Raw genomic sequence first — 15,708 nt, forward strand, 5'->3', positions numbered from 1 at the left:
TACAACATTAAAACATTTCAACTTTACAACATTTCATAATGAAATTACTAGAAGGAAAAACAGCATTAATTACCGGCGCATCAAAAGGAATTGGCCGTAAAATAGCGGAAAAATTTGCAGAGCAAGGTGCTAATGTAGCATTCACCTACTTATCATCAGTAGAAAAAGGCCAGGCTTTAGAGCAGGAATTGCAAAGCTTCGGTACTAAAGTTAAAGGTTACCGCTCTGATGCATCTAAATTTGATGAGGCTGAGCAGTTGATCAATGATATTGTAGCTGAATTTGGAACTATTGATATCGTAGTAAACAACGCTGGTATCACCAAAGATGGCTTGTTGATGCGTATGAGCGAAGAAAACTGGGATGATGTAATCAATATCAACTTAAAATCGATCTTTAACGTAACTAAAGCAGCTTCTAAAGTGATGATGAAAGCCCGTAAAGGTGTTTTCATTAATATGAGTTCGGTGGTTGGTGTTCAGGGTAACGCAGGTCAGGCTAACTATGCCGCTTCCAAAGCAGGTATTATTGGTTTTACCAAATCAGTAGCCAAAGAACTGGGATCAAGAAATATCCGTGCAAACGTTGTAGCTCCGGGCTTTATCCGTACCGAAATGACCGAGGTTTTAGATCCTAAAGTAGTTGAAGGTTGGGAAAAAGATATTCCGTTAAAACGTGCCGGCGAAACTGAAGATATTGCCAATGTTTGTGTGTTCCTGGCTTCAGATATGAGTGCCTATGTAACCGGACAAACTTTATCGGTTTGCGGCGGAATGCTGTAAAGGAGGTTAAAAGGTTAAAGGTTGGAAGGTTTTGAGCACAGAACTTTGCAACATTCCAACCTCTCAACTTTAAAACTATTTAATAAACATTAAAGAAGTCAAGTTTTTAAAACTTGACTTCTTTTGTTACCAGGTATTGTCCTTTAACTTCCCTAATCTCCGTAAGATATTTATGCTGCTCAAAAGCTAAATAACCTGGTTGTAACGACGCCCAAAAGCTAGCCTGGGCCGGGAAATGCATTGAATATTTCTTTAAATTTTCATTGGTCATTTTGAAAGGGTAAATATTTACTGGAATCCTTTCCTGACCAGTATTTCTGGCTTCGACACCCAAAATATAAACTTCCTTAATTTTTTCGTCCGTTAGCGGGATGCAGCCAACTGTTACACAATTACCGTGGATGTAAATGTCGCCTCCCGGTTTCCTATCCTTACCTGTACGGGCATAATCAACACTGTTGGGGTAATTTACGCCTAACGACAGGTGGAAATTACTCATCGGGTTAAAAACATTGATGTAATAAAAACCTTCAGGTGTTTGCCCGTCGCCTTCAGTTACTTTCGGGCCAAGCGTTCCTGAATGCGCACAGAAATCATAACTGCGGAACAATTTATAGCTTTTACCGGTATTAGCCTTTAGCCAAACTTCTAGTTTGCCTTCACTTTTGTAGGCATTGATTACCATCGAAAACTGATTGCCAAAGCCATCTGCCTGAACAAATTTTCGCAGCGTTTCCCACTTTTCATCGTATGCTTTTTTTACTCTTTCAAATTTGATTTGTGTTGCTTTAAAATTATTTTGGGCATTCACCATAAGGCTGAGAGATAGCAGAAACGTTAAACAGATTAATTTCATACAAATTGATTTGGTTAAAACTAACGATTTTATTTTTTTAACCGCAAAGGCCGCTGAGATTTGTTTACTGGAATGGCGCAAAGAACGCTAAGTTTAGTTAATTACCGGATGCATAACAGCTTTGCTGTGCTTTGCGTAATTCTTTGTATACTTTGCTGTTAATTAGCCTTGAAAATACCATCAAATTTACCATCTTTATGCAATATGAATAGCTTTTTTTCCGGTACTTCTGTTTTATCCTTTCTCGGTTGTTTGGCACTGGGCCTGTTGTATGCCTGGATACTTTATCGAAATAATAAAAATCTGGATAAAAAGCTTCAGTATATACTTGCCGTATTACGGATTTTGGTGGTTACTGCTATTGCCTGGCTTTTATTTGCTCCATTAATTAAAACCTTAAATTATACGCTCGATAAGCCCGTTATCATCATTGGGCAGGATAATTCGCTATCGGTAGGGCAGGTTAAAGCCCCGGGTTTTGATGAGAAACAGTATGCGCAAAACCTAAAGGCCTTGCAGGATAAATTATCTGATAAATACGAAGTAAAAACCTATCACTTTTCAGATCAGGTTGCTGATGGCCTGGAATTTAAAAATCAGGGTAAATTAACCGATGCTGCGGCATTTTTCCGTAAAGTGCAGGATGAATATACCAACCGTAACATTGGGGCGGTTATTTTGGCTACCGATGGTATTTTTAACCACGGAGGCAATCCGCTGTATAGCATTAATCAAATCAATGCGCCGGTTTATACCATCGCGTTGGGCGATAGCATTCCGAAGCGGGATGTCTTGATCTCAAATGTAAATTACAACAATATTGTATACTTGGATGATGATTTTACAGTTGAAATTCAGGTACAGGCCTTTCAGGGCAATGGTGAAAGTACCAGCTTAACGATTGCCCAAAATGGGAGTAAAGTAGCAGAACAAAATATTTCGATTAGTGGAAATTCCTTTGTAAAAACCATTCCGCTTAAACTACATGCCGGTAAAATTGGGGTGCAAAAGTATACCGTACAGCTCGGTAGCTTGCCAAACGAAATGACCACGAGAAACAACAGCCAGAGCTTTTACGTGGAGGTTATTGATGGCAGACAAAAAGTATTGCTGGCAGCCGCTGGCCCACATCCCGATTTAGGTGTTTTAAAGGAAGCTATTTCGCTCAATAAGCATTACGAGGCTAAACTGGCACTGGCCGATGATTTAGGCGCTACAGATCCCGCCAAATTCGATTTAATTGTACTCTATCAATTACCAGATGTGCAGAACCTTTCAGCAGGCTTTTTTCAAAAACTTAAATCGGTAAAGAAACCCATTTGGTACATTTTGGGTGGTCAAAGTAATATTACCGCCTTTAACCAGCTGCAGAGCCAGGTTAATCTAGCTTCGGCAAATGGTTCCGTACAGGAAGTTTACCCCGATTTTGCCAATGGTTTTACCAGTTTTAACTTAATTGAGGAGGATAAAAAGCAATTTGCCACTTTCGATCCATTACTGGCTCCCTTTGGCAGGCTTACCGTTAATGCCGGCGCTACACCTGTTTTTAACCAACGTATTGGTAAAGTGAGTACGCAGCAACCACTTTTGTTTTTTACCAGCGAAAACGGTACGAAGGCAGGCTATTTAATGGGAGAGGGGCTATGGCGCTGGAAACTTTCGGAAGCTGAAAATGAAGCACCACAATCGGTGTTAAACGACCTGATTTCAAAAACGGTTCAGTATCTTTCTGTTAAAGATGATAAGCGCAGGTTTAAAGTATTTACGGCCAAAGCAGCTTATGATGAAAATGAAAGCATTCAGTTTAACGGAACGCTTTATAACGACAGCTACCAGGCCGTTAACGAGCCAGAAGTAAATCTGCAGGTTAAAAATGAAGCCGGTAAGGTTTTCAACTACACTTTTTCCAAAACGGAAACGGGTTATCAGTTAGATGCAGGTGCCATGCCTGCGGGTAATTATTCGTATTTGGCCAATACAGTATTGGGCGGAAAGAAATTCAGCGCCACAGGCAGTTTCTATGTAAACGCTTTAATCGCCGAATACCAGCAAACAACTGCCAATCACCAGTTGCTGAATACCATTGCCAAACAAAGTAATGGTAAGCTTTTTATGCCCGCCGATCTGCTCAAAATTGCAGATGAAATCCTGAAAAATGAAAACATCAAAACCATCAGCTACGAAGACCGCAAGTACGATGAGTTAATTAATATGAAATGGCTGTTCGGATTGGTGCTGATTTTACTGGGTACAGAGTGGTTTTTAAGGAAACGGAATGGGGAACTGTAAGTTTGGAGTTAGGTGTCGTGAGTTTGGAGGCTCATAACTCCGAACTAAGAACTCTCAACTATTTTAGTGCCATTCATCCCGGTAAACAAACTTCGGCATGTGCCACTCATAGCGGATAGAAAGGAGCCTTAAAGCTAAGCCAACCACAGCCGCTGAAATAGTTGCCAGCATTTCTGAACCATGAAAATGCTCTACACCGATATAAACAGCACCCGTAACAATGGCAGCACTTGCATAAATCTCTTTGCGGAAAAGGAAAGGTACTTCATTACAAAGTACATCACGAAGTACGCCACCTGCACAACCGGTTATCATACCGCTAAATAATACAATTAAATAAGGTAAATGGATTGTTTGAGCCACCTGACAGCCAATGATCGTAAATACCACTAAACCCAAAGCATCCAGATAAAGGAACAGTTTTTTGAGTTTGGTCATAATAGAAGCAATAAATGCCGCCAATAAAGCTGCAGCAGCAGTTATTACCAAATATTCGGGATGTTCTACCCAGCTCATGGGATAATGGCCAAACAATACATTGCGAACTGTGCCACCACCCAATGCCGTAACCCAGGCAATAATACAAACGCCTACCCAGTCCATATCGCGTCTACCTGCAGAAAGTGCTGCGGTCATGGCTTCGGCTGTAATGGCTATAATGTAGAGGATGTGGAGCATGACCTAAGTTGAAAGGTTACCTGTTGTAAAGTTGGAAGGTTAAATTATTGCTAAACTGTTAACTGCAAATTGTTAACTGAAAACTGCCAACTAATCCTTCTTCTCTTCCTGGATAATCACAAAAACATCTTCATTGTCTTTTTTCATGAAGTATTTTTCGCGGGCAAATTTTTCGGCTGTATTTAAATTGGTATTCAGCTCGTTTAAATCTTTTTTCACCTGGGCAGTTTCTTTCTCAAAATACTCTTTTTCCTCCTGCAGCTTATTTGCCTGACTACGGTATTCGTATTGCGACATCATATCGTTTTTATCGAAAAATAGCATCCACATGGCAAAAGCAACTGTTGCCAGGAAATATTTATTGCGGAAAAGGTCTATTAAGCGTTTCATATATTGATATGAGATTTTTGATGTCAGATCTTGGAAGATCAAATCCAACAAGCAAATATAGTATTAAAATAAAAACATCCGAAGATTTAAAATCTCCGGATGTTTCACAAATAAGTTTTTCAACTTATTAACACTATGCTATTATTTTTTAGCGTATTTGAATTTTGAACCGATGAAACGTGCGTTTTCGCCCAATTCTTCTTCAATACGTAATAATTGATTGTATTTTGCAATCCTGTCCGAACGTGAAGCCGAACCGGTTTTAATCTGTCCGCAGTTTAAAGCAACAGCTAAATCAGCAATTGTAACATCTTCAGTTTCGCCAGAACGGTGACTCATTACCGAAGTATAACCACTGTTTTGTGCTAAAGTTACCGCATTGATGGTTTCAGTTAACGAACCGATTTGGTTAACTTTTACCAGGATAGAGTTTGCAGTTTCTTCGTCAATACCACGTTGTAAACGGGTTACGTTAGTTACAAATAAATCGTCACCAACTAATTGAACGCGATCGCCAACTTTATCAGTTAAGCTTTTCCAGCCAGTCCAGTCGTTTTCATCCATACCATCTTCGATAGAGATAATTGGATATTTAGCAGAAAGATCAGCTAAATATTGTGCCTGCTCTTCGCTTGAACGAATTACACCGGTAGCACCTTCAAATTTAGTATAATCGTATTTACCATCTTTGTAAAACTCAGATGAAGCACAATCTAAAGCTAAGCAGATTTGCGAACCTGGTTTGTAACCAGCAGTTTCAATTGCTTTTAATACGGTTTCAATTGCATCTTCAGTACCATCAAAAGTTGGTGCAAAACCACCTTCATCACCTACAGCAGTAGATAAACCTCTGTCGTGAAGAATTTTTTTCAAGCTATGGAAAACTTCAGTTCCCCAACGTAATGCCTCAGAGAAAGAAGGTGCGCCTACTGGCATAATCATAAATTCCTGGAATGCGATAGGTGCATCAGAGTGAGAACCGCCATTGATAATGTTCATCATCGGGATAGGCAAAGTGTTTGCATTTACACCGCCAATGTAACGGTATAATGGCTGGCCAATTTCATCAGCAGCAGCTTTGGCTACAGCTAAAGAAACACCTAAAATAGCATTAGCACCTAAGTTACCTTTGTTTTCGGTACCATCAAGGTCTAACATAAGTTTGTCAATTGCATTTTGTTCAAAAACATCAATACCTCTTAATGCATCAGCAATTTTAGTATTAACATTTTCAACTGCTTTTAAAACGCCTTTACCTAAATATGTAGATTTATCTCCATCACGTAATTCAACAGCTTCATATTGTCCGGTAGATGCACCACTTGGTACTGCAGCGCGGCCAAATGCACCGGCTTCTGTTGCAACTTCTACTTCTACTGTTGGATTTCCTCTCGAATCGAGGATTTGTCTCGCATGGACATTAACAATTATGCTCATTTTATTTTAATTTTTTGTTGATTTCTTAACCTGCTTAGTGTACAAAGTACAATTACTAAGCGCAACATCAAAGTTAGTATAATTTTTAAATAAATAAAGCCTTTTGAGGCTTAATGTTATGATAGTTGTTCGAGTTAACCGATGGTTAATTTTAAGTTAATATTGGTTGCCGTTCACATTGCAACTGATGATCTTTAGCGACTTAGGTCATAATACTTTTTTTGAAAAGCAATTGCAATAATGCATCGGTTGGGGCAGGTCCCGCTTTTTACTACAAGCCGCTCCCGATGAAAAATCGGGATTGCGGGCTTTTCGTTTCATCCGATAGCTATCGGATCGGGTTTATTTACCTGGCTTCGATATTTTAAAGGGAGAAACATATTTCATTAATATTGTTGCCTTTATCCGATAACAATCTGATGGAATGCCAGCCAGTAAAGATCTTTATGTAGCTCCTTAAGCTAACCCGTCATTGCCAGCTTGACTGGCAATCTTAATGCAATATAAAAATTAGCTAATTCTATCGGTCGGCGTCAAACCGACTGATAGAATTTAGTTAGATGGTGACGTTTATTATTTCTTTGCTTGTGCTAAAAGTTCAGTATTCAGACGAACATATTCATCAATTTTTTGTGCTTTGGCAGCATCAATTCCTTGTTGTGCGGTAGCCATTGCAGCCGCTTTGTCACCCATTTTTAACTGAATACGGCCTTTCCATAGTTTAAACCAGGGCGCTTTTGGATCAGATTTTTCTGCCTCAGTCATCCATGCTAAAGCTGTTTTTAAATCTTTGCCAGTTTGGAAGTAGTATTGTGCAGCGGCAAAATAAGGTTTCTTTTCGCCTTTCATCGCCTCAGCAATATTGGCCATTACTTTTTCATCAATAGAAGTAGTAATATTTACAGCGAAAGCACTATGTTCCCACATTACATTTAGCTGGGCAGAAGTTTCGGTTACATCGCCAAATTGCATGGTAAGGGTTTCAACTTTATCTTTTAAAGGGGTGGTTTTTACCGTTACACGCAATACATCATCGCTTTCCTTATATTGGTAAGCTCCCCATTGATCGGCAATTTTGTTAAAAATAACCGTCCATTCTTTTTTACCGGGAATACTAAACAGTCCATATTCACCTGCAGGCAGATCTTTACCTTCAATTTTAACGTCTTCAGTAAATTTAATACGTGTGGCCGCATTGGCACCTGTGCGCCAAACTACCCCTAAAGGCTCCATACCGCCAAAAATTGTGCGCCCTTTAACATTCGGACGGGAGTAGGTTAAGGTAATTTTACCTAAGCCAAAATCTTGTGTAATGGTTTGCCCACTGCTGGGTTGCGGAATTTTTAAACCTTGCGCACTGGTTAAATTGGCCAGGCCCAATAGCACGATTAGCAGTGCTACAGCTTTGTTAAATAATTTCATGGTTTTGTTGTTTTTGGTTTATACTAATTTACGGATAAAGCTTCGGTTTTAGCAAGATCTTTTAACTGTTTGGTTTAAGCCAGCTGATGCTTGCGGAAACCAAAAATCCGCTCGTCAAAATATTCACCGTGCTTAAAAATGGTCGATTTCAGCTCTGCTTCGAAAATGAAACCTGCTTTTTTCAGCACCTGTTGCGAGGCCAGGTTGGTATGGGTAGTACGCGCGAAAATCCGGTCGATATCAAAAGTCTCAAAACCATACTTTAGCATTTCTTTTACGGCCTGCGGCACAATTCCTTTCCCCCAGTAAGATTCACTAATCCAATACCCTATTTCTGCGCTTTTGCTATAAATATCGGCCAGTTGGTGTATCCCAATTGATCCCACTACTTCATCATCCACCACTATAGCTTTAACCTGTAAAGGCTGATGGCTTAAAGCAAATTGAATAAAGCCTTCGCCATCTTTTTGTGCGTATGGAAAGGGAAATTTATTGGTTAGGTATTTAGATATGTTGAAATTATTGGCATGTTTTACCAGGTCATCAACATCAGTAAGTGAAAAAGGGCGTAAAACGAGTTGCATGGTATAAGGTTCAGTTTGGATGGGCACGATTTGTAACTTTTTATCAAAATCCAAGTCGAAAATAAAATGGTTTTATGCTACACTTCAGTCAGTTTGAAAAATCTTATTTCGGCCATCAGGTTTTAAAGATAGCTAATATTAAACTTCCTGCCGGAGTTTTCTGGATAAAAGGAAGCAATGGATCTGGAAAAAGCACGCTGTTAAAGGCAATAGCTGGCATACTGTCTTTTCAAGGCGATATTGCAATTGGTACCACATACTTAAAAAATCATGGAGTTGCCTATCGGAAGCTGGTCAATTTTGCTGCAGCCGAACCTTTATTTCCTGAATTTTTAACAGGAGCAGAAATGATCGGTCTTTTTGCTAAAGTTAAAGGTGCAGGTGTGGATCAGGCGCAAGCATTGCTTACCGAAATGGGGATGCAAGCGTATATAAATAATCCTTTAAGTTCTTATTCAAGTGGTATGCTGAAAAAGCTTTCGCTGGTACTCGCCTTTTTAGGAAAGCCCAGGTTGATTTTATTGGATGAACCGTTGAATGCGCTTGACGCTGATTCGCTGGAGGTACTCTATCGCTGGATTAATGAAAAACACGCACAAGAGCAGATTAGTTTTCTTTTGTCCTCGCACCAGTCATTGGATGAGGTAAAACTGTCCGGACTAAAGCAAATTAATATTGGAGACAAAAAACTAAGCCTGAACTTTTAATGCTGCAGCTTTCAAACCTGGCTTTAAGAAAAATATTTGTCGACGGATTTTACCGGAGCCATGCCGGTATGCTGCTGTTTGTTTTTGTCATGTTGGTGAGTTATTGTTTGTTTATCAATACATTGGGTACAGTAATGCCTGATCAGATTGATTTCTGGCAGTTTTTCTTTACCATCAGTTTGGTAAGCAACCCCTTAATAATGGGCTTTTATCTGATGGCAAGTGTATTGTATGCTTATAAAGGGTTGCAATACGTATTAAGCCAGTTTGCCTTACCACAGCAGGAGTTTTTGTACTATAGTTTTACCACTTGTCCTAAAAGGCAGCAGTTTACAGTTTGGTGTAAAGTGCAGGTTTACTTATTTATCCCTGTATTGTGTTATACCTTATATGCGGGCATTATCGGGCTCGTATTTGGTTATTATCTGATTTCAATTGGTATTTTGTGTTTCCAGCTGTTGCTCATTATGGGCTGCGCTTACATCTGTTTGAAAGAAAATAACCGTTTAATCGCAGCTAGTAAATTTAGTTGGTTGATCAGGATCAGCAGGAAATGGAATAAACCTGGTTTTTTATTGTATGTATTTCAGGTATTTAACCAAGCTAAGCTGCCTTACCTGTTAACTAAATTACTTTCGTGGGCCTTAATTTCTAGTGTTTTTATCCTTTTTTCAGATCTGGAAGATAATTTCAGGTTACTCATGCTCATTACTTCTTGCGTGGTTGTAGCCCATGTTGTGCTTATTTATCAGGAAAAGCTTTTTAACGATCGTTATTTGTCTTTCCTCGCTAATTTCCCTATCCCTAAAGTAAAAGTGTTTTTTAGCTTTGGTTTAAACTATCTCATTTTACTGCTTCCCGAAATATGCTGGCTTTTGACGCGCTTTGACACACTAACTGCTCTGTTGCTGATTGCATTTGCATTTTCAGTCATCCTGTTGTTCAGGAGTTTTCTTTTACTGGATAAAATGCAGGTTAAAACTTTTTTGATTTTGGTTTTCTGTCAGTTTTTCTTCTCTTACTTGTTTATTCTGTTTGGCTTAGGGCTGATACTGGTACCTGTAAATGTGGTAGTGGCGTGGTTAATATTCAAAATCAATTTTTTGAATGATAGTGTTTTAGATTGATTGAGATGGTTAACTTACAAAGCAATCAATTCTAAATTCATAATTCTTTCGAAATGTTTTTTATTTAATGTAGCTATTTTTATGTTTCTGGATAAAGCTGTTGCGCCAATAAAAATATCTGGAATTTCAATTAAAGTGTTTTTATTCTTAAGGTATCTGGTGATTTCTATGGCCTTATCATTTGCATCTTTATCAAATGGAAGTATAGTTATTTTATCGAAAAAGGCTTTCCAAAAAACTATTTCGTCTGGTTTAGCGCCAATCATAATTTCATATTCAGTAATGATCGACACGGCAAAAAGTTTGTAGACTTTAGTTAATTTATAAAAAGCACTTTTCTCTTTTATTTGCTTTCTATAAAAATCAATTAAAATTGAAGTGTCTAAACAGACTATTCCATTCTCCATGAATTGAAGTTTTTTCTGTCGCTTTTGTGTTTTTCATATTGCTCTTTGCTCATAATAGGAGCTTTGAGTAAAAAATCCTGAAAATCTGATAAGTCATTAGAAGCTTTTTGCTCAATAAACTCGTCATTTAAAACCGATTTTAATTGTTCGATTTTTGCGGCAGGAAGTTTTCTTATCGCTGCAAGCAATTGTTCATAACCAATATCGATCGTTATTTCCATAGATCAAAAATACAAAATATTAAAAATTTAATCAAGTTGCTGATTTTTAGTCTACATAAGGAAGCTTAAAGCAATTAAATATTCGCAAATATAAAATTTAGCCGAGCTAACTCGGTTTTAACCTGCTTCATACCTATTAAGCCGCCAGACATACCACTCGATTGCTGAAAAACATTTACCGTAAGTTCGTTATCGCTGTCTGAGACCATGGTTACACTAAATTTATAATAGGTTGCAAAAGCACCCAGCAGGAGTCTTTTTGTACGGTTACCTTTTTCTAAAATTAAATTGCCGAATTGCTGGTCAATTACCTTGTAGCCCTGTAGATCAAACAGGTCGGTAATCTTTGTCGTCATTTCTTCAACAGTAATATCTTTATAAAGGTTCGAAATCAATCCATCAACTGTTTGCAGGTTTTTAATAAAATGTACCATCAGATGCGTTTTTTTAGCTTTAAGTCTTTATTTCAATTCATCCAGTACCTTAAATAATTTCTTATTGATGCCGCTTCCGCTATAGTTGTTGATATTAATCACCACAATATATTTGTTCCCGGCGGCATCGGTATGGTAACCGGCAAATGCTGAAACATCATTTATAGTGCCACTTTTGATTTTCATTCCGTTATATTCTGGAAAGGCTTTGTAATAATCGGGAAACCAGATCTCTTTTTGTGCCTGAAATAAAATGCTGGCCATAGCTGCTGTTGTAATCCTGTCGCCCGGCGAAAGCCCGCTACCATCGATAATGTTCAATGCCGATTTTTCTATGCCCTTGTTGGTCCAGAAAGCAATTTCGGCTTCAGCACCTTTTGCGGTACTGGCTTCCTTTCCCGATTTTGAGGCAATGGTTTTTAATAAACTTTCGCCATACAGGTTAATACTCTTCTTTAAAAACCAATAGGCCATTTCGCTCAGGGTAGGAGAACTGATGGTACTTATTTTTTGCGTTACCGCCGGAACAGGCTGATTATTTAAAGCCATCAGGCGGGTAGTAGTAGCCTGCTGATTGGTGGTTATACCCAATCTTTTTAGCGTATCCTGCAAACGGTATGCACAGTCGAAAGCGGGATCTGGTAGAGCAACCGAAATACCTGTTTTACCAATTCCCATTCCCCAGCTGCCGCGAAGGTAAGCCACATTGCTGTAGGGTGGGAGGAAAGCATAACTTCTGTCGCCAGTGCCAGGAGCGCCGGTTTTCAACTCGTTTACAATCTGAACATAGGGCGTAGCCGGAACAGTTTTTACGATTTTTACTTCATCGGCTGTACTGCTGCCAGGTCTAAGGTGGATATCGAACTGATTTTCGCGCCACGCCAGCCCGGAAGTGCCTGCACCATAGTAGTTGCCTATGTCTTGCCAAACCCAGCCTTCGGGAGTGGTTTGGGTACCAAAAATACGGTCGTCACCAATGATGGCACCTTCAATTTTCTTTATGCCAGCCGATTTTATGGCAGCTACCCACTGCGTTAAAACTGCATTTTCTTTGTTTTGGTAGCGCCAGGAGCCCAATGTAGGGTCGCCGTTCCCAATGATAATCAGGTTACCTTTTAAGGTTCCATCGGTAGTGATGTTACCCGAATAAGCCAAGGTAGTCTGATACTGAAAATCTTTGCCTAAAACACTAAATGCAGTGGCTGCGGTAATAGTTTTTAAGGTCGAAGCTGTGGCAAGGCCAATCTGCTCGTTATGGGCAAAAAGCGTTTTGCCGGTATTGGCATCTAACACGCAAAGCGATACCAGGGCATGTTTGGCCTGTTCATCGTTAAGGAGGTTGTTGAAAGCTTTCTCAATATTTTGGATTCTGTTCTGCGCAAAAGTTCGTGTAAAAGAAAGAGCCAGGAGAATAAAAAGGAGTTTTAAAAATTTCATTTTTAATGTTGTGGGTATTATTTATGCCAGAAAACTGGTGTAATTCAATTTATTTATAACGTGGGTTTCGCTGGTATGATATGCAGCTAAAAAGGTTGAGGGGAACTTTACTTTTTTATGCTCGTTCCATTTTATTTCTATTGCATTTATCTTCCCATCAATTTCTTCAACCAGATCAATTTCCTGTTGCTGAAAGCTACGCCAAAAATAATATTTTGCCATTTTTCTTTTGTTGTTATTGGCCTTAATGTACTCTGAAACAATATAATTTTCAAAAAGCTGACCAGTATCCTGTCTTAGCCCAATTGCACTAAAGTTTTCTATAATGGCATTACGCACGCCTGTATCATAAAAATATATTTTTTTACTTTTTTTAATTTCATTACGTAAGTTGCTACTGTATGCGCCTAATCTAAATACAACAAAGCATTGTTCTAATAAGTCTATGTAGCGCTCAACTGTTAGTTTGTCTGCCTCTATCATTTGCCCCAGCTCTGTATAAGAAACTTCGTTGCCAATTTGAAGTGCTAAGGCTTGTACTAATTTCTCTAGCTGTAGAGGTTTTCTAATGCCAGTAAGCGAAAAAATATCTTTAAAAAGGTAGCTGTTAGTTAAGTTTAACAGTAATTCTTTTTCTTCACCAGGATAATTTATCGCATCGGGATAACTGCCATATATTAATCTTTTTTCTAATGCTTGTTCTTCGACAAGTATATTGGTGTCGTCAATAAGTTCAGCTACCGAGAAAGGATAGAGGTGATATTCAAATTTCCTTCCGGTGAGTGGTTCCTTTATGCCCTGTGCTAAATCCAGAGAAGAGGAGCCTGTAACCAAAAGCTGTACGTCGGTAAAATTATCTACAATCAGCTTCAGGGTTAAACCGATATTGGTTACGCGTTGTGCTTCGTCAATAAAAATAATTTTATTTGTACCAATAATCGATTTTAACCGCTCTATGCTAATATCGGTTAATGTGGTGCGAACGTTAGCTTCGTCGCAATTTAAGAATACAAAAGGTAATTCTGTTTTTTTTACTAGCTGCTTTAACAAGGTAGTTTTGCCAACTTGTCTGGCACCGGTAACGATAATGGCTTTTCGTTTAAAAAATTTAGATTCGATATGAGCCTGTAGGTTTCTTATAATCATTTTGCTACATTTTATCTCCCCTCACAAATATAGTAAAATATCAGCCTAATCACTAAATTATATATAATTTAGTGATTACGATCTCTTTTTTACATATAATTTGGTGATTATAATCGCTAAATTATATGTTTTTAGCTTCTATCCGTTAAACAGCTTATTCCGTTTAATTTCTTTTCCCTTCCTGAGTTTTACTGCATGGTAAATGGTGGGGACATCATTTGTCCATTTTTTGAGCGTGAAAACAATAGCCAGAATTTCTAAACGGGTGGCCAAACCAACCCAAAGACAAAGCTCAAACAATACAACCGACTGGCAGTGTGCCATTACCTCAACCAGGGTGGCAAATAAAATGAGGGTCCATATTTTGGCCCCAATGGAATGGGTTGCAATCTCTCTTTTAAATTTAAGATAACTTACCAAATAGGTTGAAGCTTCAAATGCAAGCAGAACAATGAGCTTAACCAGATTGTCTTTAAAAAAATCAGGACATTGGATGTAAGTAGCCACAACCACTGAAATGAAAAATACCTGGTCAATGCTTGAATCTAAACGCCTTAATTTTTCGGATGAGATATTGAGCCTGCGGGCAATGATGCCATCAAAAACATCGGTTAATAAACCAACAGATAAAAGGGTAATGGCTAACGCGGGGTAGTAAGCAGTTTGAAAAATACTGAGCAGAATTATTGCAAAACCAATTAACAGGCGGGAGTAAATTAAAGCAATAGGGATATTTTTCATGAATGGAGCGCGCATAAAAAAGCCCCGATTTTTGATCGGGGCCTGTAATATTGATTAAACCAATTCTTTTTGAATCAGATATTCTGCAATTTGAACCGCATTGGTAGCAGCGCCTTTACGCAGGTTATCGGCAACAATCCAAAGGTTTAAAGCTTTAGGTGCTGAATCGTCTCTACGGATACGGCCTACAAAAACTTCGTCTTTTTCGTGTGCATCTTTAGGCATCGGGTATTTTAAATTAGCCACATCATCAACAACGATAACGCCTGGCGCTTTTTCTAAAATGCTGCGTACTTCTGCTAAATCGAAATCATTTTCGAACTCGATATTAACCGACTCAGAGTGACCGCCCATTACCGGAATACGAACGGTTGTAGCGGTAACTTTAATGCTATCATCGCTCATGATTTTGTTCGTTTCCTTAATCATCTTAATTTCTTCTTTAGTATATCCGTTTTCGGTGAAAACATCGATATGCGGAAGCACGTTTAAGTCGATTTCGTATGCATAAGCTTTAGGACCATCAATGCCTTTACGCTCGTTCATTAACTGCTCTACAGCTTTTACGCCGGTACCGGTAACCGATTGGTAAGTTGATACCACTACACGTTTAATTTTATATTTATCGTGCAAAGGTTTTAAAACCACTACCATTTGAATGGTAGAACAGTTAGGGTTGGCAATAATTTTATTATCGATAGAAAGCTCGTGCGCATTAACCTCAGGTACAACCAATTTAATGGTTGGGTCCATTCTCCATGCAGAAGAGTTATCGATTACTGTAGTTCCGGCTTCTTTAAAGCGTGGAGCATGCTCTAAAGAGGTACTTCCGCCGGCAGAAAATAAAGCGATATCCGGTTTCATGCTAATAGCGGTATCCATGCTAACAATTGGGAACTTCTTACCCTTAAAAGTAATTTCCTTACCAACACTCTTCTCAGATGCTACGGGAATTAACTCTGTTAAAGGGAAATTTCTTTCCTCCAATACTTTTAACATGACAGTACCTACCAAACCGGTGGCACCCACTACTGCTACTTTCATTTTAAA

The 15,708-nt window shown here is 38.7% G+C and carries 17 protein-coding genes; 4 read left to right on the forward strand and 13 right to left on the reverse strand.

The features are described 5' to 3' along the window. Positions 1 to 38: 38 nt before the first annotated feature. A complete protein-coding gene (gene fabG / locus BLR37_RS19860) occupies positions 39 to 782 on the forward strand; it encodes a 3-oxoacyl-[acyl-carrier-protein] reductase (RefSeq protein ID WP_039477310.1) in 744 nt (247 codons plus the stop codon). 106 nt (positions 783 to 888) lie between these two features. Here the strand turns inward: fabG and BLR37_RS19865 are convergent, their stop codons facing one another. After that, on the reverse strand, positions 889 to 1,638 hold the full coding sequence (locus tag BLR37_RS19865) for a L,D-transpeptidase family protein (protein ID WP_090771682.1): 750 nt from the start codon (positions 1,636 to 1,638) through the stop codon (positions 889 to 891). A 204-nt stretch (positions 1,639 to 1,842) separates the two neighbouring features. Here BLR37_RS19865 and BLR37_RS19870 point away from each other — a divergent pair, with 204 nt between their 5' ends. After that, positions 1,843 to 3,927 carry a hypothetical protein gene (locus tag BLR37_RS19870; protein ID WP_090771684.1) on the forward strand — a complete coding sequence of 695 codons (2,085 nt, stop codon included), beginning with the start codon at positions 1,843 to 1,845 and terminating at the stop codon, positions 3,925 to 3,927. 63 nt (positions 3,928 to 3,990) lie between these two features. On the opposite strand, the gene BLR37_RS19875 is transcribed toward BLR37_RS19870, so the two are convergent. The 5 genes from BLR37_RS19875 to BLR37_RS19895 form a co-directional block, all read right to left on the reverse strand. Beyond that, entirely contained in the window at positions 3,991 to 4,605 is a 615-nt protein-coding gene (locus BLR37_RS19875) for a trimeric intracellular cation channel family protein (RefSeq protein WP_090771685.1), read from the reverse strand. Positions 4,606 to 4,695: 90 nt separating this feature from the next. Next, positions 4,696 to 4,995: an FtsB family cell division protein gene (locus BLR37_RS19880; protein ID WP_025145767.1), complete on the reverse strand. Its 300-nt coding sequence runs from the start codon at positions 4,993 to 4,995 to the stop codon at positions 4,696 to 4,698. 141 nt (positions 4,996 to 5,136) lie between these two features. Then, the gene (eno, locus tag BLR37_RS19885; protein ID WP_039477324.1) at positions 5,137 to 6,432 is read right to left on the reverse strand and encodes a phosphopyruvate hydratase; all 1,296 of its coding nucleotides are present in this window, start codon (positions 6,430 to 6,432) and stop codon (positions 5,137 to 5,139) included. 573 nt (positions 6,433 to 7,005) lie between these two features. Further along, a complete protein-coding gene (locus BLR37_RS19890; RefSeq protein ID WP_090771687.1) occupies positions 7,006 to 7,854 on the reverse strand; it encodes a DUF2911 domain-containing protein in 849 nt (282 codons plus the stop codon). 74 nt (positions 7,855 to 7,928) lie between these two features. After that, positions 7,929 to 8,492, reverse strand: coding sequence for a GNAT family N-acetyltransferase (locus BLR37_RS19895; protein WP_208599698.1), 564 nt, complete (start codon positions 8,490 to 8,492; stop codon positions 7,929 to 7,931). A gap of 20 nt (positions 8,493 to 8,512) precedes the next feature. Here BLR37_RS19895 and BLR37_RS19900 point away from each other — a divergent pair, with 20 nt between their 5' ends. Both BLR37_RS19900 and BLR37_RS19905 read left to right on the forward strand, forming a co-directional pair. Continuing rightward, positions 8,513 to 9,145, forward strand: coding sequence for an ABC transporter ATP-binding protein (locus BLR37_RS19900; protein WP_090771689.1), 633 nt, complete (start codon positions 8,513 to 8,515; stop codon positions 9,143 to 9,145). Continuing rightward, positions 9,145 to 10,272 carry a hypothetical protein gene (locus BLR37_RS19905; RefSeq protein ID WP_090771691.1) on the forward strand — a complete coding sequence of 376 codons (1,128 nt, stop codon included), beginning with the start codon at positions 9,145 to 9,147 and terminating at the stop codon, positions 10,270 to 10,272. The genes BLR37_RS19900 and BLR37_RS19905 overlap by 1 nt, the downstream gene beginning before the upstream one ends. 14 nt (positions 10,273 to 10,286) lie before the next feature. Here the strand turns inward: BLR37_RS19905 and BLR37_RS19910 are convergent, their stop codons facing one another. The 7 genes from BLR37_RS19910 to BLR37_RS19940 all read right to left on the reverse strand — a co-directional run bounded on the left by BLR37_RS19910 (position 10,287) and on the right by BLR37_RS19940 (position 15,702). Then, positions 10,287 to 10,679, reverse strand: coding sequence for a type II toxin-antitoxin system VapC family toxin (locus tag BLR37_RS19910; RefSeq protein WP_039477333.1), 393 nt, complete (start codon positions 10,677 to 10,679; stop codon positions 10,287 to 10,289). Further along, positions 10,664 to 10,900, reverse strand: a complete 237-nt coding sequence (locus tag BLR37_RS19915) for a hypothetical protein (protein ID WP_090771693.1) — start codon at positions 10,898 to 10,900, stop codon at positions 10,664 to 10,666. The genes BLR37_RS19910 and BLR37_RS19915 overlap by 16 nt, the downstream gene beginning before the upstream one ends. A gap of 74 nt (positions 10,901 to 10,974) precedes the next feature. Further along, positions 10,975 to 11,334 (reverse strand): hypothetical protein, encoded by a 360-nt coding sequence (locus tag BLR37_RS19920; RefSeq protein ID WP_090771695.1) that lies wholly within the window; start codon positions 11,332 to 11,334, stop codon positions 10,975 to 10,977. A gap of 27 nt (positions 11,335 to 11,361) precedes the next feature. Beyond that, positions 11,362 to 12,771 (reverse strand): D-alanyl-D-alanine carboxypeptidase/D-alanyl-D-alanine endopeptidase, encoded by a 1,410-nt coding sequence (gene dacB, locus BLR37_RS19925; RefSeq protein WP_090771697.1) that lies wholly within the window; start codon positions 12,769 to 12,771, stop codon positions 11,362 to 11,364. Between the two features lie 21 nt (positions 12,772 to 12,792). Beyond that, positions 12,793 to 13,917 carry an ATP-binding protein gene (locus BLR37_RS19930; protein WP_090771699.1) on the reverse strand — a complete coding sequence of 375 codons (1,125 nt, stop codon included), beginning with the start codon at positions 13,915 to 13,917 and terminating at the stop codon, positions 12,793 to 12,795. Between the two features lie 138 nt (positions 13,918 to 14,055). Next, positions 14,056 to 14,673 (reverse strand): CDP-alcohol phosphatidyltransferase family protein, encoded by a 618-nt coding sequence (locus BLR37_RS19935; protein WP_244154712.1) that lies wholly within the window; start codon positions 14,671 to 14,673, stop codon positions 14,056 to 14,058. A 39-nt stretch (positions 14,674 to 14,712) separates the two neighbouring features. Beyond that, positions 14,713 to 15,702 carry an aspartate-semialdehyde dehydrogenase gene (locus tag BLR37_RS19940; RefSeq protein WP_090771703.1) on the reverse strand — a complete coding sequence of 330 codons (990 nt, stop codon included), beginning with the start codon at positions 15,700 to 15,702 and terminating at the stop codon, positions 14,713 to 14,715. Positions 15,703 to 15,708: the final 6 nt, after the last annotated feature.

Origin of the sequence: Pedobacter soli, assembly GCF_900101435.1 — a bacterium.
In the GTDB taxonomy this organism is placed as follows: domain Bacteria; phylum Bacteroidota; class Bacteroidia; order Sphingobacteriales; family Sphingobacteriaceae; genus Pedobacter; species Pedobacter soli.

Bases quoted from the DNA above. Each gene is read 5' to 3' on its own strand.
- fabG (WP_039477310.1), top strand. From the start codon at position 39: ATGAAATTACTAGAAGGAAAAACAGCATTAATTACCGGCGCATCAAAA.
- BLR37_RS19865 (WP_090771682.1), bottom strand. From the start codon at position 1,638: ATGAAATTAATCTGTTTAACGTTTCTGCTATCTCTCAGCCTTATGGTG.
- BLR37_RS19870 (WP_090771684.1), top strand. From the start codon at position 1,843: ATGAATAGCTTTTTTTCCGGTACTTCTGTTTTATCCTTTCTCGGTTGT.
- BLR37_RS19875 (WP_090771685.1), bottom strand. From the start codon at position 4,605: ATGCTCCACATCCTCTACATTATAGCCATTACAGCCGAAGCCATGACC.
- BLR37_RS19880 (WP_025145767.1), bottom strand. From the start codon at position 4,995: ATGAAACGCTTAATAGACCTTTTCCGCAATAAATATTTCCTGGCAACA.
- eno (WP_039477324.1), bottom strand. From the start codon at position 6,432: ATGAGCATAATTGTTAATGTCCATGCGAGACAAATCCTCGATTCGAGA.
- BLR37_RS19890 (WP_090771687.1), bottom strand. From the start codon at position 7,854: ATGAAATTATTTAACAAAGCTGTAGCACTGCTAATCGTGCTATTGGGC.
- BLR37_RS19900 (WP_090771689.1), top strand. From the start codon at position 8,513: ATGCTACACTTCAGTCAGTTTGAAAAATCTTATTTCGGCCATCAGGTT.
- BLR37_RS19905 (WP_090771691.1), top strand. From the start codon at position 9,145: ATGCTGCAGCTTTCAAACCTGGCTTTAAGAAAAATATTTGTCGACGGA.
- BLR37_RS19910 (WP_039477333.1), bottom strand. From the start codon at position 10,679: ATGGAGAATGGAATAGTCTGTTTAGACACTTCAATTTTAATTGATTTT.
- BLR37_RS19915 (WP_090771693.1), bottom strand. From the start codon at position 10,900: ATGGAAATAACGATCGATATTGGTTATGAACAATTGCTTGCAGCGATA.
- BLR37_RS19920 (WP_090771695.1), bottom strand. From the start codon at position 11,334: ATGGTACATTTTATTAAAAACCTGCAAACAGTTGATGGATTGATTTCG.
- dacB (WP_090771697.1), bottom strand. From the start codon at position 12,771: ATGAAATTTTTAAAACTCCTTTTTATTCTCCTGGCTCTTTCTTTTACA.
- BLR37_RS19930 (WP_090771699.1), bottom strand. From the start codon at position 13,917: ATGATTATAAGAAACCTACAGGCTCATATCGAATCTAAATTTTTTAAA.
- BLR37_RS19935 (WP_244154712.1), bottom strand. From the start codon at position 14,673: ATGCGCGCTCCATTCATGAAAAATATCCCTATTGCTTTAATTTACTCC.
- BLR37_RS19940 (WP_090771703.1), bottom strand. From the start codon at position 15,702: ATGAAAGTAGCAGTAGTGGGTGCCACCGGTTTGGTAGGTACTGTCATG.